Source organism: Methylorubrum populi, assembly GCA_036946625.1.
In the GTDB taxonomy this organism is placed as follows: domain Bacteria; phylum Pseudomonadota; class Alphaproteobacteria; order Rhizobiales; family Beijerinckiaceae; genus Methylobacterium; species Methylobacterium populi_C.
On sequence record JAQIIU010000002.1, the window covers coordinates 844,965 to 869,672 of the forward strand.

Annotated in this window: 20 protein-coding genes and 2 pseudogenes; 12 read left to right on the forward strand and 10 right to left on the reverse strand. The window is 69.0% G+C overall.

The window, feature by feature from the left end; genetic code table 11:
• Positions 1 to 372: 372 nt before the first annotated feature.
• Positions 373 to 2,067, forward strand: a complete 1,695-nt coding sequence (locus PGN25_06025) for a hypothetical protein (protein MEH3117162.1) — start codon at positions 373 to 375, stop codon at positions 2,065 to 2,067.
• Positions 1,989 to 2,972: pseudogene (locus PGN25_06030) on the forward strand (IS481 family transposase). Before PGN25_06025 ends, PGN25_06030 begins: the two are co-directional and overlap by 79 nt.
• A gap of 140 nt (positions 2,973 to 3,112) precedes the next feature.
• On the opposite strand, the gene PGN25_06035 reads toward PGN25_06030, so the two are convergent.
• Complete coding sequence (locus PGN25_06035; protein MEH3117163.1) at positions 3,113 to 4,042, reverse strand: LysR family transcriptional regulator ArgP; 930 nt, start codon at positions 4,040 to 4,042, stop codon at positions 3,113 to 3,115.
• Positions 4,043 to 4,129: 87 nt separating this feature from the next.
• Between PGN25_06035 and PGN25_06040 the strand changes: the two genes are divergently transcribed.
• Together PGN25_06040 and PGN25_06045 are read left to right on the forward strand one after the other, a co-directional pair.
• Positions 4,130 to 4,738 carry a LysE/ArgO family amino acid transporter gene (locus PGN25_06040; GenBank protein MEH3117164.1) on the forward strand — a complete coding sequence of 203 codons (609 nt, stop codon included), beginning with the start codon at positions 4,130 to 4,132 and terminating at the stop codon, positions 4,736 to 4,738.
• A gap of 179 nt (positions 4,739 to 4,917) precedes the next feature.
• Positions 4,918 to 5,759 (forward strand): IS5 family transposase gene (locus PGN25_06045; GenBank protein ID MEH3117165.1). Its coding sequence is split into 2 segments (ribosomal slippage): positions 4,918 to 5,308 and positions 5,308 to 5,759, totalling 843 coding nucleotides; the frame shifts between segments, so codons are not numbered across the junction.
• Positions 5,760 to 5,788: 29 nt separating this feature from the next.
• Here PGN25_06045 and PGN25_06050 read toward each other — a convergent pair.
• On the reverse strand, positions 5,789 to 7,099 hold the full coding sequence (locus PGN25_06050; protein ID MEH3117166.1) for an IS4 family transposase: 1,311 nt from the start codon (positions 7,097 to 7,099) through the stop codon (positions 5,789 to 5,791).
• Positions 7,100 to 7,868: 769 nt separating this feature from the next.
• Between PGN25_06050 and PGN25_06055 the strand changes: the two genes are divergently transcribed.
• A complete protein-coding gene (locus PGN25_06055) occupies positions 7,869 to 8,144 on the forward strand; it encodes a transposase (GenBank protein MEH3117167.1) in 276 nt (91 codons plus the stop codon).
• 151 nt (positions 8,145 to 8,295) lie between these two features.
• Complete coding sequence (locus PGN25_06060; protein MEH3117168.1) at positions 8,296 to 9,606, forward strand: IS4 family transposase; 1,311 nt, start codon at positions 8,296 to 8,298, stop codon at positions 9,604 to 9,606.
• Here the strand turns inward: PGN25_06060 and PGN25_06065 are convergent.
• Positions 9,583 to 10,433, reverse strand: a protein-coding gene (locus PGN25_06065; protein MEH3117169.1) for an IS5 family transposase whose coding sequence is annotated in 2 segments (ribosomal slippage) — positions 9,583 to 10,103 and positions 10,103 to 10,433 — 852 coding nt in all. Because the reading frame shifts where the segments join, the coding sequence is not laid out codon by codon here. The two genes, PGN25_06060 and PGN25_06065, sit on opposite strands and share 24 nt — an antisense overlap.
• A 56-nt stretch (positions 10,434 to 10,489) precedes the next feature.
• Here PGN25_06065 and PGN25_06070 point away from each other — a divergent pair.
• Together PGN25_06070 and PGN25_06075 are read left to right on the forward strand one after the other, a co-directional pair.
• Positions 10,490 to 10,697: pseudogene (locus PGN25_06070) on the forward strand (DUF892 family protein).
• A 453-nt stretch (positions 10,698 to 11,150) separates the two neighbouring features.
• Positions 11,151 to 12,413, forward strand: coding sequence for an MFS transporter (locus PGN25_06075; GenBank protein ID MEH3117170.1), 1,263 nt, complete (start codon positions 11,151 to 11,153; stop codon positions 12,411 to 12,413).
• A 230-nt stretch (positions 12,414 to 12,643) separates the two neighbouring features.
• Here PGN25_06075 and PGN25_06080 read toward each other — a convergent pair whose 3' ends face one another.
• Both PGN25_06080 and PGN25_06085 read right to left on the reverse strand, forming a co-directional pair.
• Positions 12,644 to 13,405: a ComF family protein gene (locus tag PGN25_06080; GenBank protein MEH3117171.1), complete on the reverse strand. Its 762-nt coding sequence runs from the start codon at positions 13,403 to 13,405 to the stop codon at positions 12,644 to 12,646.
• A 30-nt stretch (positions 13,406 to 13,435) separates the two neighbouring features.
• The gene (locus tag PGN25_06085) at positions 13,436 to 13,669 is read right to left on the reverse strand and encodes a hypothetical protein (protein MEH3117172.1); all 234 of its coding nucleotides are present in this window, start codon (positions 13,667 to 13,669) and stop codon (positions 13,436 to 13,438) included.
• Between the two features lie 177 nt (positions 13,670 to 13,846).
• Here PGN25_06085 and PGN25_06090 point away from each other — a divergent pair, with 177 nt between their 5' ends.
• Together PGN25_06090 and PGN25_06095 are read left to right on the forward strand one after the other, a co-directional pair.
• On the forward strand, positions 13,847 to 14,737 hold the full coding sequence (locus tag PGN25_06090) for a methyltransferase domain-containing protein (GenBank protein ID MEH3117173.1): 891 nt from the start codon (positions 13,847 to 13,849) through the stop codon (positions 14,735 to 14,737).
• A complete protein-coding gene (locus PGN25_06095; protein MEH3117174.1) occupies positions 14,737 to 15,093 on the forward strand; it encodes a DUF427 domain-containing protein in 357 nt (118 codons plus the stop codon). The genes PGN25_06090 and PGN25_06095 overlap by 1 nt, the downstream gene beginning before the upstream one ends.
• Positions 15,094 to 15,343: 250 nt before the next feature.
• On the opposite strand, the gene PGN25_06100 is transcribed toward PGN25_06095, so the two are convergent.
• Genes PGN25_06100 through argJ form a run of 4 tightly spaced genes read right to left on the reverse strand, consistent with a single transcriptional unit; the run spans position 15,344 to position 19,300 of the window.
• Positions 15,344 to 16,885: a hypothetical protein gene (locus PGN25_06100; protein MEH3117175.1), complete on the reverse strand. Its 1,542-nt coding sequence runs from the start codon at positions 16,883 to 16,885 to the stop codon at positions 15,344 to 15,346.
• A gap of 32 nt (positions 16,886 to 16,917) precedes the next feature.
• Positions 16,918 to 17,337, reverse strand: a complete 420-nt coding sequence (locus PGN25_06105) for a (deoxy)nucleoside triphosphate pyrophosphohydrolase (protein MEH3117176.1) — start codon at positions 17,335 to 17,337, stop codon at positions 16,918 to 16,920.
• Complete coding sequence (locus PGN25_06110; GenBank protein MEH3117177.1) at positions 17,334 to 18,059, reverse strand: SIMPL domain-containing protein; 726 nt, start codon at positions 18,057 to 18,059, stop codon at positions 17,334 to 17,336. The genes PGN25_06105 and PGN25_06110 overlap by 4 nt, the downstream gene beginning before the upstream one ends.
• A complete protein-coding gene (gene argJ, locus PGN25_06115; GenBank protein ID MEH3117178.1) occupies positions 18,056 to 19,300 on the reverse strand; it encodes a bifunctional glutamate N-acetyltransferase/amino-acid acetyltransferase ArgJ in 1,245 nt (414 codons plus the stop codon). The genes PGN25_06110 and argJ overlap by 4 nt, the downstream gene beginning before the upstream one ends.
• A 773-nt stretch (positions 19,301 to 20,073) precedes the next feature.
• Here argJ and PGN25_06120 point away from each other — a divergent pair.
• Both PGN25_06120 and PGN25_06125 read left to right on the forward strand, forming a co-directional pair.
• Complete coding sequence (locus PGN25_06120) at positions 20,074 to 20,544, forward strand: histidine kinase (protein ID MEH3117179.1); 471 nt, start codon at positions 20,074 to 20,076, stop codon at positions 20,542 to 20,544.
• Between the two features lie 414 nt (positions 20,545 to 20,958).
• Entirely contained in the window at positions 20,959 to 21,201 is a 243-nt protein-coding gene (locus PGN25_06125; protein MEH3117180.1) for a DUF2188 domain-containing protein, read from the forward strand.
• A 6-nt stretch (positions 21,202 to 21,207) separates the two neighbouring features.
• On the opposite strand, the gene putA is transcribed toward PGN25_06125, so the two are convergent.
• Entirely contained in the window at positions 21,208 to 24,300 is a 3,093-nt protein-coding gene (gene putA / locus PGN25_06130) for a bifunctional proline dehydrogenase/L-glutamate gamma-semialdehyde dehydrogenase PutA (protein MEH3117181.1), read from the reverse strand.
• Between the last annotated feature and the right edge of the window lie 408 nt (positions 24,301 to 24,708).

Consider the following 24,708-nt stretch of genomic DNA (forward strand, 5'->3'; position numbering starts at 1 on the left):
CTATTTGAGAAGCGGGGTCGGTACACGCGTGCATTCTCACCGGCGGTGCGGACGTGCGTCCCCCCTTCGGCCCACTTCCCAAGGTCCGGAACAGCGTAGCGCACGAGCTTGCAAAACTCGTAGAACGGCAGCCCGCCTCCGGGGGTGCTGCTCAGCCCTGAGAATCCGCACAGCCAAGCTACGCCTCAAATCAGGCCCAGGCTCGCCTTATAGCTGGGCGGGAACAGGGGCACGGCAGCGTCAAGCAACTACGTCGCGGTTAAGCCGCATAGATACAGCTAATCCAAATCCGCGATTGCCCGCCACTCCTTCATTCGCCACCGTCACCACATGGTCCGACCGACGTCCATCATCTCTACCAGCGGCGCCGGCGTGTCGCTCGAGGCCCGCATCGCCGCGACCTACCTGGCCGCGACGCTCGCGCGGGCCAGCGGTCCGGGCGACGACGCCGCCCACGTCGTGACTCGGGTCGAATTTCAGCGCTCCGAGCCCGCCGCAGGCTTCGACGACCTGCACGTGCACCATGCGGCTCCGTCCGGCGGCGTCTCTACCACGTACACGCAGATCAAGCGCACCTTGACGGGCGCACGCAGCGAGGAGGCGTTCCGGCGACCGATCGCGGATGCGGCGCGCCTGCTCGCGGAAGGCGGTCACGACGCCGCGAGCTTCAGGATCGCGGCGTCGGAAAGCGCGATCAGCGCCCGGGACGTGGACAGGGCGCGTGACGCGGCGCGGCTGTCCCGAGACGCCACGGACTTCTGGACGCGCTGGGAGGCGCCTGGCAACTCGAGCCCGACCGAGCGCGGATACACCTCGGCCGTCGCATGGGTCATCGAGCAGGAGACGGGTCAGGCCGACCCGGAGACCGCCTGGAAGGTGATCGCCCGTATGCGGGTCGTCGTCATCGACGCTGACCAGGGCGGCAGCCAGACCAAGGCTCGTGCCGTTGATCAGCTCCAAGGCACCCTCGCGTCAGGTGACCGCGGCGAGGCAGTGGACGTCTACGAGGCGCTTTGCGTGTTCGCGGAGGACGCCGCGAAGGTCGCGGGTGGCGTGGACCGGGCGAAGCTGCTCGGCGAGCTCTCGCCACGCTTCCGGTTGCTCCCGTCGCCGTCGGCACGCGCCGATGTGGAGCGGATCTTGGCGGACGGCGACGCGGCGCTGGCCGGAATCCGGGACGACGTCGCAGGCGTGACACTGTCGCGGATGACGCTCTACGACCAGCTCGAGGAGGTCCTGACGCAAGCCAGTGGACTGCGGTTGGGTGGGGATGCCGGGACCGGGAAGTCGGCGGTCCTGCGCCGGCTTGCGGAGCGACGGCGGGCAGACGGGGCCGGAGCGCTGGTGCTGAAGCACGACCGGACGGGCGCGCGGACATGGGCGGAACACGCGCGGACCCTGAACGTCGAAACGCCGCTCGCGCACCTGGTGGCCGAACTGGCCGCCTCCGGATCCGCCGTCCTCGTCATCGACGGCTACGACCGGATCGCGGACGCTGGGCGCGGCGAGCTCGTGCGCGAGGTGTGCCATGCGATCGTCGGCTCACCCAGCCACCTACTGTGGCGTTGTATCCTGTCGAGCCGCGACTCCGCGGGACCGGAACCCACGCTCGACCTCCCGTTGGTGGGCGAAGCGGTTCCATGGACCGTCGGTGTCCCCGATGACGAGGACCTTGCCTTCCTCTCGGAGGCGTTCCCATACCTCGGCGACCTTCTGACGAGGCGCGGCTACGCGGACCTCAACCGGAACCTCTTTTTCATCGACCAGATGGCGCGCAACCCCTCGGTCGTGGGTGCGTCATCGGAACTCGACCTGATGCAGAGCTGGGCCCGGCGGGGCGCGGCGGAGACGCCGAGGCATCCAACACGGGACGCGACGCTTCGGGCGCTCGGCGAACTGCGCCTGCACCAGCCCTACGGACCGCTGACTAGGTGTTTGATCCCAGGGTTTGATGGTGCACTCTTCACGTTGGAGTGGAGGGACGCGCTATGGGCCAAGTTCTTCACGGCAGCGCCACCACGACGGAGGCAGTCCGTCGAGCGATCCAGCATAGTCAAGCGAGCCTGAGGGCGCTCTCGAAGCGCTACGGGATCAACCGGAAGACGGTCGCCAAGTGGCGGCAGCGGACCTCGGTCGCCGATCAGCGCACGGGTCCGAAGGATCCCCGCTCGACGGTGCTGTCACAGGAGGACGAGGCGGTCGTCGTCGCCTTTCGCCGCCATACGCTCCTGCCGTTGGACGACTGCCTCTACGCGCTCCAGGCGACGATCCCGCACCTGACCCGTTCGTCGCTGCATCGGTGCCTGCAGCGCCACGGCATCAGCCGACTGCCGGAGGTCGACGGTGACAAGCCCAAGCGGTCACGCTTCAAGACCTGCCCGCTCGGCTATTTCCACATCGATCTGGCCGAGGTTCACACAGCCGAAGGGCGACTCTACCTGCTCGTCGCTATCGACCGCACGACCAAGTTCGCCTTCGTTGAGCTCCACGAGAAGGCCACGCGGCGGGTCGCAGGTGACTTCCTCCGCCATCTCATCGAGGCCGTGCCTTACAAGGTGCACACGGTGCTCACCGACAACGGCACCCACTTCACCACGCCCGGCAACGTCGCCTCGGCCGCTTCCGTCATCAAGGAGGCGATTGTAGCCGGCGAGACCTTCCGAGCCCACAGCTTCGAACTTGCCTGCGCCCGCAACGATATCGACCATCGGCTGACCAAACCGCGCCACCCCTGGACGAACGGTCAGGTCGAGCGGATGAACCGCACGATCAAGGACGCGACGGTCAAGCGCTACCATTACGACAGCCACGCGCAACTCCGTGCGCACTTGGCCGACTTTGTCAGCGCCTACAACTTCGCACGCCGTTTGAAGACCCTGCGCGGCCTCACGCCCTACGAAGCCATCTGCAAGGCATGGTCCGCTGAGCCCGGCCGCTTCAGGTCAAACCCGCTCCACCAAATGCCGGGACCAAACATCCATCACTTGTTCCCTGCGGTCCCAACGCATCATTTCGATGCATGCCACGAGACCTTGATGGAGCATCCCTCCTACCGCGATCGCAACAATCTCGGTCCCGCAACCGCGCGTACCGAAGCACGAGAAGCTTTCAACTAAACGTGCCGTTTGGCAGGAGAGTCACCGAGCGCGGCCTGCTCCTCTATAGGCTGCAGGTGCTGGCTGGCGGTCTCGATGACGGCAGAATTCAACCGAATCAAGGCTGGCTTGACCGCACGAGACCATTGCCAAAATAGCGGGACGTCCAACGTGTAATCCGGCGCAAGCCGGATTAGCTTACCCGTCTTAACATGAGGTTCGGCGAGGATTTCCGGCACAAGCGCCCATCCAAGGCTTCGAAGAACCCCGTTGGTGATTGCTGTTGTGGAAGGCAATTGGTGGAAGGGGTATCCGCTCTCGTATTGAAAATTCGCCGACAGCCAGTTTGAATGAAGCGCGTCCTTGTTGCCGTAAACCAAAGCTGGGGCTTTGCTAACCGCTTCAGGCGTCAATCCGTCAGGCATCCACCTGACGCGAAATTCTGGCGAGCAGACCGCGATGTATCTTAGGGCACCGAGCGGCCGGGAATCGCAACCAGTCACCGGATCATCGTCGGCCGTGACCGCAGCGGTGACGAGCCCTTTTCGAAGCCATTCGGCGCTATGGTGCTGGTCGTCGATGACGAGATCATACAGCCAGGACCAATCCGGGGACAGCGCTTTTAGGAACCACGTTTCCACGCTGTCTGCGTTCACCGCTATGCGGATGAAGCTTTGCTTTACGGGGCTATTCTCTATCGAGAGCTGGCGTTCAAGGGAGCGTTGCAGAAGACTGACGCGTTCAAAGTGCATAGCGACCATAGCCCCGGCCTCGGTGGCTTGGCAGGGTTTCTCACGGATAATCAGTGGAATACCGAGTTGGTCTTCCAAAGCTTTCACCCGCTGAGAAACAGCCGAAGGTGTGATGTGCAACGCACGGGCGGCCTTTTCAAAAGCGCCCGATCGCAAGACGGCGCTGACCGCTTCCATCTGTCCATAGTCCATCATTAGCGCTTCTTCACTCCATTGAAGTTATTTAACTTTAATAACTCAACGCGTTTTTTGTAAGGTGCCTTGGACGGTTCGGAGAGAATAATGATCGCCTTTTTCCCTGGCTTTTTTCTCGGCATCAGCCTGATCGCTGCAATTGGCGCGCAAAACGCTTTCGTTCTGCGGCAAGGTCTCCAACGCCGGCATGTATTTGCTGTTTGCTTGACCTGTGCAGCCTCAGACGCGATTCTCGTTACCGTCGGCGTGGCCGGATTCGGGTTTTTGGTCACTGCTGTGCCATGGCTCGAGACTGCCATGACCATTGGGGGCGCGGTGTTTTTAGCCCTTTATGCAGTAAAAAGTTTTGGGGCGGCGTTTTCCGATAATTCCTCCCTCAGCCCCTCAGATGTGAAGATTGCCAGCCTGTCCAGCACGATCGCTGCCGCCTTGGCGTTCACCTGGCTCAATCCGCACGTCTATCTTGATACGGTCGTGTTGCTCGGTTCCATCTCCACCAATTATGGGGATGATCGCTTGATGTTCGCCATCGGTGCCATCACGGCTTCCTTTGTCTTTTTCTTCTCATTGGGGTTGGGTGCCCGACTGCTCACGCCGCTGTTTTCCAGCCCCCAATCCTGGCGAGTTCTGGAATTTGTGGTCGGCGTCATCATGACCGCCCTGGCTCTCAAGCTGATCCTGCGGGTGGCAAGCTAGGGTTTCGCTGAGCCGATGGAGGCATGCCAGCATGCTGGGGCGCATCGAAAGGGGCGGCGACGCATGACACCCTGCCGGAAACGTTCTCTCCAGGGCAAACAGCTAAGAGTCTGTCCGACGACATATTGATACGCTGGAGTGGGTTGTGGTGGAAGGCAGCCTCGGTCTGGGAGCTTGCGATGTGGACACAGGAGAACCGGGCCCGCTACGACCGCAGTGCCCTGCGCTATCCGAGTGATCTGACCGATGAGGAGTGGGCGCTGATCGAGCCGCTGATTCCGCCGGCCAAGCCGGGCGGCGGCAAGCGCAGCGTGGACATCCGCGCGGTGGTGGACGGGCTGATGTACGTGCTCAGCACCGGCTGCCAATGGCGCGCGATCCCGACGGACCTGCCGCCGCGCTCGACCGTGCACGGCTATCTTGATCTGTGGGACTACGACGGCACGCTGGCGCGCATCCACCACGCGCTGTTCGTGGCCTGCCGCGAGCGGGCGGGCCGGGCGGCCAGCCCGAGCGCGGCCATCCTCGACAGCCAGAGCGTGAAGGGCGCGGAAAAAGGGGGCGGGCGATCGACCCGTCGGGCTACGACGCAGGCAAGAAGATCCGGGGCAAGAAAAGGCACATCCTCGTCGACACGCAGGGCTTCGTGATGCACGCCCTGGTGCATCCGGCCAGCGTGCAAGACCGCACCGGCGGCGTGTGGGTGATGGCGAGCTTGTTTGGCCTCTACCCGTTCCTGCTGCGGCTGTATGCCGACGGCGGCTACCAGGGACCAGCGTTCAAGGCTGGTCTGCGCCGGGCCTGCCGCCGGCTCAAGCTCACGATCGTCAAGCGGTCCGATCAGGCCCAGGGCTTCGTCGTGCTGCCCAAGCGCTGGATCGTCGAGCGGACCTTTGCCTGGCTCAACCGCTGCTGGCGTCTGGCTAAGGACTGGGAATGCCGGAGCAGAACGGCGCGCGCCTTCCTGCTGCTCGCCTCCATCCGCCTCATGACGCGAAAGCTCTGCCAGAAAACAATATGATCTCGGACGGGCTCTGAGAGCCATGCCTTTTAAGGTGTTTTCTTAGCCATTAGCTTGGCCTTTTCGAGGACCCTGGCGGTGGCGACGTGTTTTCGGGCCGTAGCCGCCGCTACATAGGGCTTGTCGACCTTGCGCTTGGGACCACGCGGGCTGGTTGCAATCCGCCCTGGGTCGACCCGCTCCGCCAAGGCGAGCAAGCGGGCCGCGACGCTCGCCGCATCCTCCTGGCCCGTCAACACAGAGCCGTGTCCGAGCGCCACCATCAGCCCCTCGTAGCCGGCACCGATCTGACGGCTCAGGTGGAACACCGAGACCCGCGGCTCGGGCCCGTGCACCTGCTCGATGCACGCGCTCAGCAGGCTCAGCACGTTGTGGGCCAGAACGGCAGCGGCAAACCCCAGCAGGGCCGCCCGCGGACGACCCAGGCGACCGGCCTCGCTGTGCAGCACCCGTTCCATCTGCAGGAACAGACCCTCGATCCGCCAGCGTCGCCGATACACCTGCGCGATCTGCGCCGCACTGACGCTCGCCGGCAGGTTGCTCCACAGCCAGATCGTCCGGTCTCCCTCCGTCGTTGGCGCCGTCAAGCTCAGCGCGATGCGCCGCCACGCATCGCCGCTCCCCTCCAGCGTAATGCTCTGCTCACACAGTGTGCCGGTCTCGCAGGAGCCGCACGCCTGCCAATCCCCCTGCGCGCCCAGGCGGGGATGGTTGCCGTGCCGACGCACCACGAAGTGGCTGCCTGCCTCAACCAGACCCTGCAGCCAGGTCCGGACACAGAAGTGCCGATCGGCGACCCAGACCTGACCGGGCGCGGCAGCGTCCAGGAGGGCCCGGGCCAGCGCCCGTTCGTCGGCATAAGCATCTTCGGCCGCCACCAGATCGACGGCCAGGCCGGTATCGGGATCGTAGACGACCAGGGTCTGCCCCGGCAGGGCGGCGCCGCGATGCGCGCGCAGAGGCTTCAGGCGCTTGTCGCTGCCGGGCAGATGGTTGCCGTCCAGCACGCGCAGTGCGTAGCCCGGCAGGCTCGGATGGCCGGTGCCCGCCGCGGTCATCACCGGGGCCAGTCGGGTCGCGCTGCCGCGCACGAGGGCGCGCAGCAGGTCGGGCTCGGTGCGGTTGACCTTGTCGTAGAGGGCGGGCAGCGAGACGGTCAGGTCTTCGGCCTCGCGCGCAGCGGCGTGCAACGACGAGCGCAGGCCGAGAGCGACGAGCATCGTCAGCCTGACGACAGTGGAGAACAGCAACTCCCGCGTGTATTGCCGCTGGCGATGCTGCTCGAACACCTCGTCGATCCAGCCGGCCGGCAGCGCGTGTTCCAAGGCCGTGCGGGCCATCAGGCTCGTCGGCGCATAGTTCTCGAACCGTTCAATGACGGCAGACCAGACTGGATCGGATCCTTGCAATGCTTCGCTCATTGCAAGGATATAGTTAATATAAACGAACCTTAAAAGGCATAGCTCTGAGAGCCTGTTTGAGCTCCTCCGCCGGCTGTCCCCATCTGTCTCGTGTGTCAACACGCATTCCGCCTGGCGGGGCGGAGTGGAGAGCAGATGTGGACGGACCGACATCGGACGCGTCATGAGGCGCGTCTGAAGGACATGGTGCTGCAAGCAGGCTTGGACGAGGTGGCTCGCTTCTTGGAACGAGCCGATCCGCCCAGCCGTCAGGATGCGACGCCCGTGCGCCGGGCGCTGGCGGGGATCGCCTGGCACCTGCGGACGGGCGGAGGGTGGCGGGCGCTGCCGGCTGGCTTTCCGCCCTGGCGCACGGTCTACGGCTGGTTCCGGCGCTGGATCGAGAAGGGGCTGTTCGAGAGCCTGATGCGCGCTCTGGCGCGCCGACAGCGGCGGCGCTGTGGGCGTCGACCAGAACCACGGCTGGCCATCATCGACACGCAAAGCATCAAGTGCCTCGGGGTGCGCGGACCGCGCGGCTACGATGGCGCCAAGAAGCTGGTCGGCCGCAAACGCGTGGCGCTGGTGGATGCCGAAGGACACGTCCTGGCGCTCGCCGTCGTGCCGGCCAACGGGCAGGATCGCGACACGCTGCCGGCCCTCAATGACGGCAAGGAGCCATGGCCCAGCCTGCGTCTGGCCATCCTCGATGGCGCCTTCCATCCTCGATGGCGCCTTCACGGCCGAGCGCTGCCGGGAGTGGTGCAACCTCCACGGCATGCGCCACCACGTCGTCGAGAAGGACCCGGATCAGAGGGGCTTCGTCGTGCTGGAGCGACGCTGGGTCGTGGAGCGGACCTTCGGCTGGCTCAGCCACTGGGGCGGCTTGCTGCGCGAGCGCGCCGGTCGCCTCGATGTCGCCACCGGTCGCCTGGCCTGCGTCGCCTGCCTCGTGGCTGCCAACGCACTCAACAATCCCGCATGAAACAGAGTTCTCAAACAGGCTCTGAGGGCTATGCCTTTTAAGGTTCGTTTATATTAACTATATCCTTGCAATGAGCGAAGCATTGCAAGGATCCGATCCAGTCTGGTCTGCCGTCATTGAACGGTTCGAGAACTATGCGCCGACGAGCCTGATGGCCCGCACGGCCTTGGAACACGCGCTGCCGGCCGGCTGGATCGACGAGGTGTTCGAGCAGCATCGCCAGCGGCAATACACGCGGGAGTTGCTGTTCTCCACTGTCGTCAGGCTGACGATGCTCGTCGCTCTCGGCCTGCGCTCGTCGTTGCACGCCGCTGCGCGCGAAGCCGAAGACCTGACCGTCTCGCTGCCCGCCCTCTACGACAAGGTCAACCGCACCGAGCCCGACCTGCTGCGCGCCCTCGTGCGCGGCAGCGCGACCCGACTGGCCCCGGTGATGACCGCGGCGGGCACCGGCCATCCGAGCCTGCCGGGCTACGCACTGCGCGTGCTGGACGGCAACCATCTGCCCGGCAGCGACAAGCGCCTGAAGCCTCTGCGCGCGCATCGCGGCGCCGCCCTGCCGGGGCAGACCCTGGTCGTCTACGATCCCGATACCGGCCTGGCCGTCGATCTGGTGGCGGCCGAAGATGCTTATGCCGACGAACGGGCGCTGGCCCGGGCCCTCCTGGACGCTGCCGCGCCCGGTCAGGTCTGGGTCGCCGATCGGCACTTCTGTGTCCGGACCTGGCTGCAGGGTCTGGTTGAGGCAGGCAGCCACTTCGTGGTGCGTCGGCACGGCAACCATCCCCGCCTGGGCGCGCAGGGGGATTGGCAGGCGTGCGGCTCCTGCGAGACCGGCACACTGTGTGAGCAGAGCATTACGCTGGAGGGGAGCGGCGATGCGTGGCGGCGCATCGCGCTGAGCTTGACGGCGCCAACGACGGAGGGAGACCGGACGATCTGGCTGTGGAGCAACCTGCCGGCGAGCGTCAGTGCGGCGCAGATCGCGCAGGTGTATCGGCGACGCTGGCGGATCGAGGGTCTGTTCCTGCAGATGGAACGGGTGCTGCACAGCGAGGCCGGTCGCCTGGGTCGTCCGCGGGCGGCCCTGCTGGGGTTTGCCGCTGCCGTTCTGGCCCACAACGTGCTGAGCCTGCTGAGCGCGTGCATCGAGCAGGTGCACGGGCCCGAGCCGCGGGTCTCGGTGTTCCACCTGAGCCGTCAGATCGGTGCCGGCTACGAGGGGCTGATGGTGGCGCTCGGACACGGCTCTGTGTTGACGGGCCAGGAGGATGCGGCGAGCGTCGCGGCCCGCTTGCTCGCCTTGGCGGAGCGGGTCGACCCAGGGCGGATTGCAACCAGCCCGCGTGGTCCCAAGCGCAAGGTCGACAAGCCCTATGTAGCGGCGGCTACGGCCCGAAAACACGTCGCCACCGCCAGGGTCCTCGAAAAGGCCAAGCTAATGGCTAAGAAAACACCTTAAAAGGCATGGCTCTGAGATCGCCTCACAGAACCGTCTGATCTGGTTGAGCGTGATGAGGCTGGCAGCAAGGCTGGTGAAGGCTTCGTAGATGTCGGCTCGGCGCTCGTATCGGATGGGCAGGCGGCGGAAGCGGTTGAACCAAGCGTGGGTGCGCTCCATGACCCAGCGGTGGCGGCCGAGCCTTTCACTGCTCTCGATGCCCTTGCGGGCGATGCGGGGCACGATCCCGCGCGCCCGGCATTCCTGCCGACGCGCCTTGGCGTCGCAGGCCTTGTCGGCATGCAGCTTGTTGGGGCGTCGGCGCGGTCGGCCGCGCCGGCCCGTGCTCAGCGGCGGGATGGCATCGAGGGTCGGCGCCATCTGCGGGCTGTCGTGCCGGTTGGCACCCGTCAGCCTCAGGCCGACCGGCGTGCCGCGGGCGTCGGTGACGAGGTGGCGCTTCGTGCCCGGCTTGCCCCGATCCGTCGGGTTCGGGCCGGTGGCAGTCCCCCCTTTTTAGCCGGGACAGAGGCACTGTCCAGGCTCGCCCGCCGCCAGTCGATCTCGCCGGCCGCGTGCAAGCGCTCCAGCAGCACCTGATGCAATTGCGCCCACACGCCGGCCTCCTGCCAATCGCGCAGGCGGCGCCAGCACCTCATGCCGCAGCCGCAGCCCATCTCGGCCGGCAGCATCTCCCACGGCAGGCCCGACCGCAGCACGAACAGGAGGCCGCTGAGCGCGGCACGGTTCTCGATCGGAGGCCGGCCCCCTTTCGGGCGCGGACGGGGCGGCGGCAGGAGCGGGGCGAGCGCGGTCCAGAGAGCGTCGGGAAGCAGAGGTCGAGCCATACCCGACCAACGCCTCACACTCCAAAGCGTGCCGTTCTGTTAGGCGCTCCAATTCGTTGGACGACCTCTTCGTGCATACGTTGCAAGATGTCTATTACGCGGAGCGGCAGATCACCAAGGCTCTGCCGAAGATGGTCGGGAAGGCGACGCATGCCGGGCTGCGAGACGCATCTGCGCGAGACCGAGGGGCAGATCAAGCGCCTGGAGCAGGTGTTCGAGATGCAAGGCCACAGGCCGAAGGCGGTCGATTGCCCCGCCATCGACGCATCGTCAAGGAAGCCAAATCAAACACTTTCGACCAGCGCTCCTCTCGCAATGACCCGTCATGTTGGGGTCGCGCAGCGAAACCCGAAGATTCACCCGTGAGGCACGATGGACGTCGAGCGTCGCGGCCTCATGGGCTGCACGCTTCGCGCGCCCCTTCGGGTCCGCGTTCGCCTGCGGTGCCCCGGTAATGACGACGGAGGGGGCCGGCGGATCGGCATCCTGAAGGCTTGCCGCGTGAACCTGCATTCGCGGCCCTGGCCACGTGTGGGCGACGAACATCATCCGAACTCGGTTGGCACGAGCGCTGCATCGGCCCTTGCCGCCGCCCTCGGGCGGTGGGCGGGGCAACGGCGCCTCGCGATGCGGACGGCGCGTGTCCGGACAACCTCCCCGCATGAGCGGCCCCGACCCAGCCGGCGCGGTGCGCCGTCGAGCCCAACGAGCACGCCGATGGCTTCCTTCAAGACCGTCATGAAGTCGGGGCACCCCCCGACGCTGTTCGCCGCCTTCCTCTACTTCGATTTCTGTTTCGCGATCTGGGTGCTCAACGGCGCCATGGGTCCGTTCATCACCGAGACCTACGGGCTCACGCCGGCCCAGACCGGATTCATGATCTCGCTGCCGATCCTGGCCGGGGCGATCATGCGCTTCCCGCTCGGCGTGCTCGCCCAGTACATCGGCCGCAAGAACGCGGCGCTGACCGAGATGAGCGTCATCGTCCTGGCGATGGCCTACGGCTTCTTCTTCGTCTCCTCCTACAACGACGTGCTGGCCATGGGCGTGCTGCTCGGCATCGCCGGCGCCTCCTTCGGCGTGGCCCTCTCCCTCGGCTCGGGCTGGTTCCCACCGGAGCACAAGGGGCTGGCCATGGGCATCGCCGGCGCCGGCAATTCGGGCACCGTGCTCGCCGTTCTGTTCGCGCCCCCGCTGGCCCAGGCCTATGGCTGGCAGGCGGTCTACGGCTTCGCCGGCCTCGTGATGATCGTGCCGCTCCTCGTGATGATCCTCCTCGCCAAGGAGCCGCCGGACTGCCACGGCCAGAGCTTCAAGGAGCACATTTCCTGCCTGTTCACGCGGGACGGCTGGGCCTTCTCGCTGATCTACATCGTCACCTTCGGCGGCTTCATCGGCCTGTCGAACTTCCTGCCGACCTTCTTCTACGAGCAGTTCGCGGTGACCAAGGTCGAGGCCGGGCGCCTGACGATGCTGGCTGCCCTGATGGGTTCGGGCATCCGTATCCTCGGCGGCTCCTTCGCGGACCGGATGGGCGGCATCCTCGTGCTCTCGCTGGTTCTGCTCGCGGCGATCGGCTCCTTCCTGGCGCTGACCGCGACGCCCGCGCTCGCGGTGACGACGGGGCTGTTCATGCTCTGCTTCGCCGCGCTCGGCGCCGGCAACGGCGCGCTGTTCCAGCTCGTGCCCTTGCGCTGGCCGACCAACACGGCGGTCGCCGGCTCGATGATCGGCGAGATCGGGGCGCTCGGCGGCACGATCCTGCCCAACGTGATGGGCTTTTCGAAACAGCATACCGGCGGCTTCGCCACCGGCTTCGTGGGCTACGCCCTGTTCACCGGCGTGGTGCTCGGCTGCCTGTTCCTGTGGCAGCGCAAGTGGGTCGGCGCCTGGGTCGGTCCGCGCGGCAAGGTGCTCGACCAGCCACCCGAGGCGCAAACCCGCGCCGGCGACGGCCGGATGGAGCCCGCCGCCGCCTGAGCGGTGTCCGACGGTACGCTTCAACGGGGGCCCGCGCGGCCCCCGTTCCCGTTTGCGGCGGCTCATACGCCATCCGGTCGATGAGTTCGGCCTGTCCTGCGTCCTTGCGAGGCGAAGCCGTGGGCAAACCAGGGCGCGCCCTTTCCGGACCTGTCGCGCCCTGGATCGCCTCGCGGCCGCTCGCGAGGACGGAGGGGGGCGAAACCCGAGGCGATCGATCGGAAACGGTCTCAGAGCCCGTCGCGCGTCACCGTCGCGAAGGTGAGGAGATCGACGCTCGCCGCGCCGCCGCGCATGAGCACGCGGGCGGCGGCGTTGCCGGTGGCGCCGGTGGTGGTCACATCGTCGACGAGCAGCAGGCGCCGCCCCGCGATCCGCGCTTCGTCCGGTACCCGGAAAGCGCCCTGAAGGTTCTCCGCGCGCTGGTGGCGCGTCAGACCGACTTGCGGGCGGGTCGCCTTCACCCGGGCCAGGGCGCGCAGGTCGCAGGACGTGTTCGACAGCCGGCCGATCGCGCGGGCGAGCAGGGCGGACTGGTTGAAGCGCCGCCGCCACAGGCGCAGGCCGTGCAGCGGCACCGGCACGAGCAGGTCCGCCTCGTCGAGAAGCTCGCGCCCGGCCGCGGTCATCATGCGAGCCATGGTCCGGGCGAGGTCGAGGCGGTCGCCGTATTTGAGCCGGTGAACGAGGTCACGCGCCGTGCCCACGTAGATCGCCACCGCGCGGGCCCGCCCGTAGGCGGGCGGTTCGGCGATGGCGCCGGGCGAGAGCAACGGTCCGATGCCGAGATCGAGGGCGAAGGGCGTGCCGAGCCGCTCGCAAAAGGGCCGCTCGATCAGGCGAAGGCCGCTCCAACAGGCGGCGCAGAGGGCGTGGGGATCGCCGGTCGCCGCACCGCAACCGACGCAGGTCGGCGGGTAGACGACGCCCAGCGCCGAGGATGCGGCTCGGCGCAGTCCCTCCCGAAGAGCGGGAAGGCCGGGCGCGGACATCGCAGCGGCGAGCGGGCCGGAGCGATCGCCTCAGTGAACGGTCGATCCCTGTCCCTGCGCGTCCTGTTGCGCCGCCTTGTCCCGCTTGCTCGCCCGGTGATGGCCGATGGCGCAGCCGGCCGCGGCACCCGCCACGCCGTGCCCGGCCATGTGCCCGGCGATGCCGCCGACCATGGCACCCTTCAGGCAACCCTTCGCCTCCGCTGTGCTGGCAAGCGCGACGGCGGCGAGGATCAGAGCGGCGCGGATCAGAATCCGTGTCATCTTCAATCTCCTCAGATCGACGGGCGAAAAACGGGAACTTGCGAATTCCGTTCCATGACAGTTTGCCGCTGAAGGTTAATATAAAGTGCCGTCTCGCGAAACCGTGCCCGAGCCGCGATCGCACCCTGGCATCGCACCCTGGCCGAGAGACCGCCGGAGCTCCATCTGCCCAAGCCGATGAACGAGTCAGCGCCCCTGTTCGATCCCGCTCTGATCCGCCGCCGGATCGCGCGCGCGCGGGGCACCGGCTATGCCGGCTTCCTGCTCGACCGGGTGCTCGACGATCTGGAGGATCGGTTGGCCTCCGTGACGCGCCCCTTTCCCCTGGCCCTCGATCTCGGCACGCCGTTGCCGACGCTGGCCGGACGGCTTCTCGGAAGCGGCCGGGTCGGCCGGCTGGTCCGCCTCGGTCCCGTTCCGGAAGCGGGCGGCGCGCTCGTCGGCGATCCCGAACGGCTGCCCTTCGGCGCCGGCGCGGGGTTCGATCTCGCGGTCTCGGCCCTGGCGCTTCAGCACGTCAACGACCTTCCGGGCGCCCTGGTGCAGGTGCGCCGGGCGCTGAAGCCCGACGGCCTGTTCCTCGCCGGCCTGCTCGGCGGCGCGACCCTGACCGAGCTGCGCCAAGCCTTCCTCCAGGCCGAGAGCGAGACGGAGGGCGGCGCGAGCCCCCGGGTCGCGCCCTTCGCGGAACTGCGCGACCTCGGCGGCCTGCTCCAGCGGGCGGGCTTCGCCCTGCCGGTGGCGGATGCCGACACGGTCACCGTGCGCTACGGCGACCCGTTCGCGCTGATGCGCGACCTGCGTGCCATGGGGCTGACCAACGCCCTCACCGCACGCCGCCGCACGCCCCTGCGCCGTGCGACGCTGATGCGGGCCGCCGCGATCTACGCCGAGCGCTTCTCCGATCCCGACGGACGATTGCGCGCGACCTTCGAGATCCTGTGGCTGTCCGGCTGGGCCCCCCACGGGAGCCAGCAGAAGCCGCTGCGACCCGGCAGCGCCAAGGCGCGCCTCGCCGACGCGCTCGGCACCGCCGAGCACAGACTGGCGCCTGAAGGCGACGCGTGATGAAGGAGCCGGGCCCCCGCCATCCCATCACGATCGCGCCCCATGCCGGGCCCGTGCGGGTCCGTCTCGGTGGACGGGTCATCGCCGAGACCGAGCGGGCGCTCGAACTGCGCGAGGCGGGCTACGCGCCGGTCCTCTACATCCCGCGCGAAGACATCGCGGCGGGCGTGCTCTCGCCGAACCCGCATCGGACGCATTGCCCCTACAAGGGCGAGGCCTTCCATTTCGACCTTTCCGCCGGACATGAGCCGCGATCGGCAGCCGCGTGGTCCTACGAGAACCCGTTCCCGGCCGTCGCCCGCATCCGCGGCCATATCGCCTTTTATTCGAACCGGGTCGACGCGATCGAGTCATGAGGCGTCGACCCCGCCCCTGCTCACCGCGGGGCGGTGCCGATACCGGAGGCTTCAACCGGCGCCGTCGTGCTTCCGGATTGCTTCGCCATTCGGCTCGCAATGACGGTGTGGAGCCCCCTTTTTCCGCCCCTTGCCGTCATTGCGAGGCGGAGCCGAAGCAATCCAGATCGCGACGCTCACGGACTCCGCGCACTCTCTCCCGAATCCATCGGCCGGATCGACCGAAGACGCACAACGGCGGCGGACCGTCTCAACCCTCCACCTGGGACCAGAATCCGAACTTGCGCCCGTGGGCCTTGCGCAGCCGCGCGACGTAGTCCTCGTGGCTCGGGCTCAGTTCGCCGGGTTCGAGGCCCGAGGCGAGTGCGCCGAGGCTCAGGAGGTGGCGGGCACCGTGGCCGTAGGCGGCGGAGCGCCCGCGCTCCAGGATGTCGTCGACGAGCGACCGGTAGAGGATGCTCGCCGCCAGCGGATGATCCGGCTCCAGCGCCTCGGCGGCCGGCGCCAGCAGTTCCCAGATACGGCCCGACCACTCCGTGCGCCGGTCGAGCACGAGCCGGGCGGCGCGATCGAGGTTCGGCCAGCGGACGAGGAAGTACAGGCCGCCATGCGGGTCCTTCCGGCTCGCGGCATGGGTGAAGGCGCGTTCCAGCGCCTCCTCGTCCTCGAAATCGGGCAGGCGGGCGAGATAGTCGCGCAAGGATTGCGGATCGAGGCCCTGCTCGAAGCGCGCCCAGCGCAATCCTTGAGCCTCGTCCTTGCGCCCGAGGGCGTCGAGGATGCGGACCTCCACCGCCTCGCGCTCGCGTTCCGGCCTGGACGGCTCGACCATGCCGGCGATCAGATCCTCGCGGGTGACGATGACCGTCCGCTGTCCCTGGTCGCGCCGGACCCAGTCGAGCGCTTCCTCGGCCCGGCCGGCTTCGAGCAGGCGCTCGGCCACGGCCGCGAGGTCGGGGTGATGGGGCGACATCTCCAATTCGATCGCGATGAAGGCGTCGGCATCGCCGCGGGCGTCGGCGATGACCTGACGAAGGCGGTTGAGGCGCAGGCGGTGATAGCGCCGCTCCCACTCCTGTCCGGCCCTGTCGAACGCCGAAGATCCCTTCTTCTTCCCGGTCGAGGCAGGGAGCGCGGCCAGCGCCTCGGTCAGCGATGCGTCGATGGGCGCGAGCGCGTCCTTGGGCAGCTTCGGCAGCAGATCGATCAGCAACCCGGTGACGTGGCCGAAGCCGTCGCGGTCGAGTTGGCCGAGGGCGCACGCGGCGAAACGGATCGCGGCCTCCGGCGGAAGCCCCGCGGCGAGGCCCTCGGCGGCTTCCGAGGCCGCCTCGTAGACGTCGTTCACCTGCCCGCTCGAATCGTCCACCCGCTCCAGCGTGGCGTCGGCGGTCCGAAGGAAGCGCAGCAGCCGGTCGAGCGCCATGGCGGCGTCGAGGGGTTTCAGGTCGGCGAGGATGGTGGCCAGGGTCGCGTCGAGATCGGCGGCGAAGGCACGGCGCTTCTGCCAGTCGATGAAGCCGCGCGCCTTCTCCAGGGCGGAGAGGCGGCGGTCGATCAGGGCGGCCACGGTATCGGGCCCCTGGAGGGCGGCCAGCGCCGCGCTCACCCGCTTCTTGAAGGCGGCGCTCTGGCCGACCTCTTCGAGGATCAGTGCGATCAGCCGCTCCCGGCTCAGGGCGGCGAGGTTTTCCGCGCTCGGCGTCGTGCTGCGGGATTTGCGCGGCTTGCCGGCTGCCGACGCCTTCGCTCCCGCCGCCTCCCCGGTCGCCGTCTTCGCCCTGCGCGCCATCGTTCCCGTCTCCTCCCGGGCTCGGGCCCGGGTCAGGGTCCGAGCAGATCGATCAGGAAGGGAATCAGCGGCAGATCGGCCGGCGGCATCGGCAGGTCGCGCAAGGTCCCCGGACGCATCCAGCGCAGCGCCTGCGCCTCGCGCGGCTGCGGAAACCCTTCCCAGCGCCGGCAGATGTAGAGCGGCATCAGCAGGTGGAAATCCGGGTAGGCGTGGCTGGCGAAGGTCAGCGGCGCGAGGCAGGGCTCCTCGACCGCGATGCCGAGCTCCTCGGCGAGTTCGCGGATCAGCGTCTCCTCCGGCCGCTCGCCGGGCTCGACCTTGCCGCCGGGAAACTCCCACAGGCCGGCGAGCGTCTTGCCCTCCGGGCGCCGGGCCATCAGCACCCGCCCGTCGGCATCGACCAGGGCCGCTGCGACGACGAGCACGAGCTTGAGGGGCATCGCGCTCATCGGCCGATCGCGAACACCGCCTCGACCTCCGCCGAGGTCTCGATCGCGCCGGCCTCGACCGGCACGGCGGTGCGGCCGCGCGGTGCCGCGGCCTTGGCCATGGCGAGGCCGTAGGGCATCGGACGGGGCGCCTCGGCGCGCGGCGGCGCGTCGATCGAGAGGACGGAACCGAGCTTCACCCCGCTCGCCTCGGCGATGCGCTCGGCCTGGGCCCTGGCATCCTTGACGGCGGCGACCTGCACCGCCACTTCCGCCGCCGCCGGATCGCGCAGGCCGAAGCCGATGCCCTGGATCCGGTTGGCGCCGGAATCGAGGGCGCGCCGCATCAGCTCGCCGAGCTTGCCCATCTCCGCCAGGTGTACCCGCACGCGGTTGCCCGCGGTGTAGCCGTCGTCCCGCTCGCCCGTGGTCCCGTCGGACTGGCGGATCGTCCTCGTCCGCGGCTGGAGGGTGATCGAGGAGGTGCCGATATCGGCCTCGGCCACGCCCATCTCCCTGGCGGCGGCGATGATGCCGGTGGCGGTCTGGCTCGCCGCGTCGAGGGCGGCGGCCGGGGTGGCGCCGCGGCTCTCGACCCCGATATCGACCGAGGCGAAGTCGGGGGCGATCTCCTGCGAGGCCCGGCCGATCACGCGGATGCGGCCGGCCTCGTCGTCGGCCGCGGCCGGGGCGCTCGCGATCGTGAGGACGAGGAGCGGTGCGGCGAGGAGGCTGGGCTTCACGAGCGGTAATCCCCGTTGATGGCGACGTAGGCCTTGGTGAGGTCGCAGGTCCAGACGCGGGCGCGGCCCTGGCCGAGGCCGAGTTCGACGCGCACCGTGATCTCGGGCCGCCGCATCACGGCGCTGGCCGCCGCCTCGCTGTAATCGGGATCGCGCGCCCCCCGCACGGCGACGCGCACGTCGCCGAACCAGATCGCGAGGCGGTCGCGGTCGGCGGGCTCGCCGGCCTTGCCGACCGCCATGACGACGCGGCCCCAATTCGCGTCCTCGCCGGCCACGGCGGTCTTCACCAGCGGCGAGTTGGCGATCGACAGGGCGATGCGGTGGGCGGACGGATCGCTCTCGGCGCCCTCGACCTCGACGGTGACGAGCTTGGTCGCGCCCTCGCCGTCCCGGGCGACGAGCTGCGCCAGTTCGACCAGGAGATCGTCGAGCGCCGCGCGGAAACCGGCGAGGCTCGGATCGTCGGCCCGCGTCACCGGGGCGTGGCCCGCCGCGCCGGTGGCGAAGAGCAGCAGCGTGTCGGAGGTCGAGGTGTCGCCGTCGACCGTCACGCAGTTGAACGAGGTCCGGGTGCCCGCGCTCAGCAGTTCCTGAAGCACGTCCTGCGGCAGCGCCGCGTCGGTGAAGGCGAAGGAGAGCATCGTCGCCATGTCGGGGGCGATCATGCCGGCGCCCTTAGCGATGCCGTTGATCGTGACCGGCACGCCGCCGATCTCGACCCGGCGGGTGGCGAGCTTGGGGAAGGTGTCGGTGGTCATGATGGCTCTGGCCGCCTGCGCCCAGGCCTCGGCGCCGCCCTCGGCGCGCGCGGCGCAATCGGCCAGCACGCCCTCGAACTTGCGCGCGTCGAGGGGCTCGCCGATCACGCCGGTCGAGGCGATCATCACCGCCTGCGGCGCGCAAGCGGCCGCCCGGCCCGCGATCTCGGCGGTGAGCGCCACCGCCTCGCGGCCCTTCAGGCCGGTAAACGCGTTGGCGTTGCCCGAATTGACCACGAGCGCCCGCGCGCCCTTGCCCGCCTGCAGCGCGTCCCGGCACCAATCCACCGGTGCGGAGGGGCAGCGCGAGCGGGTGAAGACGCCCGCGACCGTGGTGCCCTCGGCCAGGGCCACGTAGAGCACGTCGGTGCGGTTCCTGTAGCGGATGCCCGCCTGGGCGGTGGCGAGGCGCACGCCGGGGATGTCCGGCAGGGCAGGCGTGGTGGTCGGCGCCAGCGGCGAGATTTCCGTGGATGACATCGGTCGTCGGCTCCGTCTCGTTCCCGTAACCCGACCCATCGGCCGCATCGGGAGGGGCGCCCTCGCACGCGGACGCGACACCGGCATGAAACCGAAGCGTCGAGGGGCGTCGTCCCAGGGCGTTCTCTTGCGCCGGTACGGGCCCACGTCAACACGCGCAGCGGAGGATCCAGGGCTGCGAACTCGGGTCAACGTGATCGGCTTTTCGGATGCGGCGTCACTCATTGGAACACCTGACGGCCGTCAGTCCGGGGCCGCGCGGCGGAAACCGGAATCCACCCGCGATACGCCGCCGAAGCAGGGCATCGAGACCGGTCGTGGGTTGCACGCCTCCGGTGCGCCCCTTCGGGTCCGGGTTCGCTTGTCGGCGCCCCGGAATGACGGCGATGAGGGGAAGGAGAGCATCTGTCAGAGCCTGTTTGACTGCAGTGATCCCATCTCGCCCCTCATCCTGAGGTGCCGCGTGAGCGGCCTCGAAGGGTGTTCCAGATCCCGCGCGATTCCTGGAGCGCCCTTCGAGGCCTCCGCTCCGGCACCTCAGGATGAGGGTGGGGAGGGGAGTAGGACCTTCCCTCGCCTTGCCGTTGCCTGACGAAGACACGTTGGTCGGTCAAACAGGCTCTCAGAGCATCAACCGGAGTTCGGAGCCCCGGCGGAGGATCGGAACCGCACCGGCGCCGTGAAGCATGATCGGCGGCGCGGGCCTGTTCAATATAACGAATATGTATGAAGCGGGGCCGCTTGAATGTGTTCGGCCGCTTGCGTAACTTGGAATGATGCAGCGCAAACAAGTTCGGGAAGAAGTCAGGCTCGACCGTGATTCCGCTGGCGAAGGCGGAAACGAGAGCCTGTCCGTTGCGACGCGCAGTTGCTACGGTGTTCAAGTCCTGATCGCGGGCCGCAGCAAGCAGTGGCGCGACGAGATCAATGGACAGATCCGGCGGGCGGGCTACAGCGCGATCACCGTCGAATCCGCCGTCGACGCCCTGACGGTCCTCGTGCTCGGCCTGCCGGTCGATGTCCTCGTGACGGATGCGGAATTGCACGGGTCCCTCGGCTTCGGCGAGCTTGCCGCGGAGGCGCGTGCGCTGCGGCCCAATCTCGGCATCGTCGTCGCCTGCGATCCGGATATCGGCGACGGCGCCGACCTGATGCCGTCGAACGCGATCCTCGTGCCGCGTCCCGGCCATGAGGATCGCATCGTGCTGACCGTGCGCGAGGCCCTGGCCGCCCGCGCGGCCTGACGTTCCTGACCCTGAGACCGCGACGATCCGGCCCGTACCGTGCCGCCGCCTCGGCGTGGCATCCCTTTTTCGCGGAAGGGATGGGCGCCATGACGATTCGCCGCCGGGCTCGCTCTCCTCTCCCTTGGCGGCTCCCTTGGCGGCGCGCGTGCCGCAGGGGGCGGGCCGGCCGCGGCCTTCGACACCGCTCCCATCCCCACCCTCATCGTGAGGGGCCTCGAAGGGGGCTCCGGATCCCGCGCGAGATTCCCGGAGCCCCTTCGAGGCCTCCGCTGCACTCCGGCGCCTCAGGATGAGGGGCGAGATGGATCCCGCAGTCAAACAGGCACTGAGCCGTGGAAACGGAACCTCCGGCCATCGCGGCCGGTTCGGCACCAGCATGCGACGAGGCCGAAACGAGCGGGATTTTTCGAGATGACCGAGGTGACCTACCACATCGTCGAGCATGACGGCGGCTTCGCCTACAAGGTCGGCGACGTGTTCTCCGAGACCTTCCCGAGCCGCCAGGAGGCGCTGGAAGCGGCGCAGGCGGCCGCCGCCGAGCAGCAGGTGCCGGGTTCGACCGAGGGTATCCGCTATCAGGACGGGCGCGGCCAGTGGCACGACGAGACCGCGCAGGGCAGCGACCGGCCGATAGCCAAGGTCGCCGAGGATTGAGGTTCCTCATCCGTCGAGGGTGATGAGCCCGACGCTGCCGCCGGCTGCGGCCGTGTTCACCGTCAGCGTCCGCTCGGTGGCGAAGCGGGCGAGGTAATGCGGGCCGCCGGCCTTCGGGCCGGTGCCCGACAGGCCGGTGCCGCCGAAGGGCTGGCTGCCGACGACCGCACCGATCATGTTGCGGTTCACGTAGACGTTTCCGTGCGGCAGCGATGCCGCGATCCGCTCGGCGGCCTCCTCGATCCGCGAGTGGATGCCGAGCGTCAGCCCGTAGCCGCCGGCCCGGATCCCCTCCACGACCTTCGTCAGGCCGTTCGCCGGGTAGCGGGCGACGTGGAGGATCGGGCCGAACACCTCTTCCCGCAGATCGGAGACGCCGCCGATCTCGAAGATGTGCGGCGCCACGAACAGGCCGCCCGGAGACCGGCTCGCGAGATGCACGCGCGCCGAGGCCGTCATCGTCGCGACATGCGCGTCGAGCCGCGCCTTCGCGCGCGCGTCGATCACCGGGCCGAGATCGGTGGCGAGGTCGCGCGGATCGCCGACCGTCAATTCCCGTGCGGCGCCGGCCACCATCGCGATCATCCGGTCGGCCACATCCTCCTGCACCAGCAGCAGGCGCAGGGCCGAGCAGCGCTGGCCGGCCGAACGGAAGGCGGAGGTGACGACGTCGTCGGCCACCTGCTCCGGCAGGGCCGTGGCATCGACGATCATCGCGTTGATGCCGCCGGTCTCGGCGATCAGCGGCAGGATCGCGCCTGTGCGATCAGCGAGGGTCCGGTTGATCGCCCTCGCCGTCGCCGTGGAGCCGGTGAAGACGACGCCCCCGAGGGCCGGATGGGCGATCAGGGCGGCGCCGGTCTCCGGGCCGCCGGGGACGAGATGCAGGGCACCGGCCGGCACGCCGGACCGATGCAGCAGGCGCACGGCGAGATCGGCCACGAGCGGCGTCTGCGGCGCCGGCTTGGCGACGACCGCATTGCCCGCCATCAGCGCCGCGGCGACTTGGCCCGTGAAGATCGCGAGCGGAAAATTCCAGGGCGAAATCGCGACGAACACGCCGCGGCCGGTGAGGCGCAGGGTGTTCGCCTCGCCGGCCGGCCCCGGAAGCATCTGCGGTTCCGAGAACAGGCCGCGTCCCTGCGCCGCGTAGTAGCGCAGGAAGTCGACGGCCTCGCGCCACTCCGCGACGGCATCGTCCAGGGTCTTGCCGGCCTCGGCCTGCAGCAGGTGCAGAAGACGGCCGCGCTCGCGCAGGAACGCGTCGGCCGCCCGCTCCAGGCAGGCGGCGCGCTCTGAAGCGGGCGTCGCGGCCCAGGCCGGGAAGCCGCGCGAAGCGGCCTCCATGGCGCGCGCGGCCGTGCCGTCATCCGCCTCCGCGACGCTGCCGAGCGGTCCGCCGTCGATCGGGCTCAGAACCGGCCGCACGCGACCGGCTTGAGCGGCGCCCTCGATGAGCGGTGTGGCCTCGGCAGACCCGGCGGCGGCACCGATCTCGTCGGTGAGTCGCCGGAGCGCCGCGCGATCGCCGAAGGCGAGACCCGGCGCGTTGCGGCGCTCCTGCCCGAACAGGTCGCGCGGCATGGGAATCCTGGGATGACGGGCGAGCGCGGGCGTCTCGATCAGCGCCTGCGGACGGGCGAGCAGATGCGGGACCGGCACGGCGGGGTCGGCGGCGCGGGCGACGAAGGAGGCGTTCGCCCCGTTCTCCAGCAGGCGGCGCACGAGATAGGCGAGCAGTTCGCGATGGCCGCCGACCGGTGCGTAGACCCGCTGACCGAGTGCGGGAAAGCGTTCGGCGAGCCGCTGGTAGAGCGCCTCGCCCATGCCGTGCAGGCGCTGGAACTCGAAGCCGGGCTCCTCCGCCGCGGGACGGTCGAGCAGGCCGGCGAGGCCGAGCACGCCCGCCACCGTGAGAGCGTTGTGCGTGGCGAATTGCGGGTAGAGGCGCGGGCGGTGGGACAGCAGCCGCCGGGCGGCGGACAGGTAGTTCAGGTCCGTCACCGCCTTGCGGGTGAAGACGGGATAGTCGCTCAAGCCCTGGATCTGGGCGAGCTTCACCTCGGTGTCCCAGTAGGCGCCCTTGACGAGCCGCACCATCAGCCGCCGGCCGTGTTGCTCGGCGAGGGCGGCGACGTGATCGATCAGCGGCAGGCAGCGCTTCGAATAGGCCTGGATCGCGAGGCCGAACCCGTCCCAGCCGGCGAGCGCCGGATCGGCCAGCACCGCCGCGAACACGTCGAGGGAGAGTTCGAGCCGCTCGGCTTCTTCCGCGTCCAGGGTGACGTTGAGGTCGTGGGCACGGGCGTCGCGGGCGAGGTCGAGGACCACCGGCACCAGTTCGGCCATCACCCGTTCGGCCTGCGTCGGTGCGTAGCGCGGGTGGAGCGCCGAGAGCTTGATCGAGATGCCGGGCCGGGCGGGCAGGGGGGCGTTGCCGGCCTCCCGGCCGATCCGCGCGATGGCGCGGGCGTAGGCCCGGCGGTAGCTCTCGGCGTCGGCGGCCGTGCGGGCCCCCTCCCCCAGCATGTCGAAGGAGTAGCGCGAGTGCCGGGCGGCCCCCGAACCGGCGCGCTTGAGCGCCGCGCCGATATCCTCGGCGAGCACGAACTGCCCGCCCATCACCCGCATCGCCCGGTGCGCCGCCGTCCGCACCGCGGGACGGCCGAGGCGGCGCACCATGCTCCCGAGCGTCGCCTCCGGCGTGTCCTCCGGACCGACGATGCGGGCACCGAGGCCGAGCGCCCAGGACGCGGCGTGGGCGAGCCCGTTCTCCGAGCGCACGACGTGGCCCGCGAAGTCGCCCTCGCGCAGCTTGTCGGCGATCAGCCGATCGGCGGTCGCGGCATCGGGCACCCGCAGCAGCGCTTCGGCGAGGCTCATCAGCGCCAGCCCCTCGCGGGTGGTCAGCGCGTATTCGCGCAGCAGGGCCTCGACGGCGCCGTGGCCGGCATCCGCGCGGATCGCGTCGATCAGGTCGGTGGCGAGCGCATCGACGGCCGCCTCCGCCGCCGCCGGGAGGGGCGCCTCTCGCAGCAGCATCTCGCCGAGAGCCGCGTCGTCCGGAGCGTAGGGAGCCTGGAAGGATGGGACAGACATGGGGAGAGTCACCTCGGAGACGAGCGCGATCATCGCGGCACACGATGCCTCTGTCTGCCGTCGAGCGGCCTTCCTCCCTCACAAAAGCGACGACGCGTCATCGCAGCGGCGACGCCGGCTGCGCAACGCGGACGGCTGCAAGCCCTCGATGGGCGGATCGGTTTCAAACTCCTCGTCCGCTTCGGCTTCGAAAGCCTCCAGGGCCTGTTTGATTGTGGAACTCCCATCCTCCCCCCCCTCATCGTGGGGTGCCGCGAAGCGGCCTCGAAGGGGGCTCCAGGTCCCGCGCGATCCCTGGAGGATCCTTCGAGGGCGACGCTGCGCGCCGCCACCTCAGGATGAGGGGGGAGGATGGGACCGGGCGGTCGTGGCTCCTCGCGAGTGACCGCTCATGTTCCGTCTATCGGT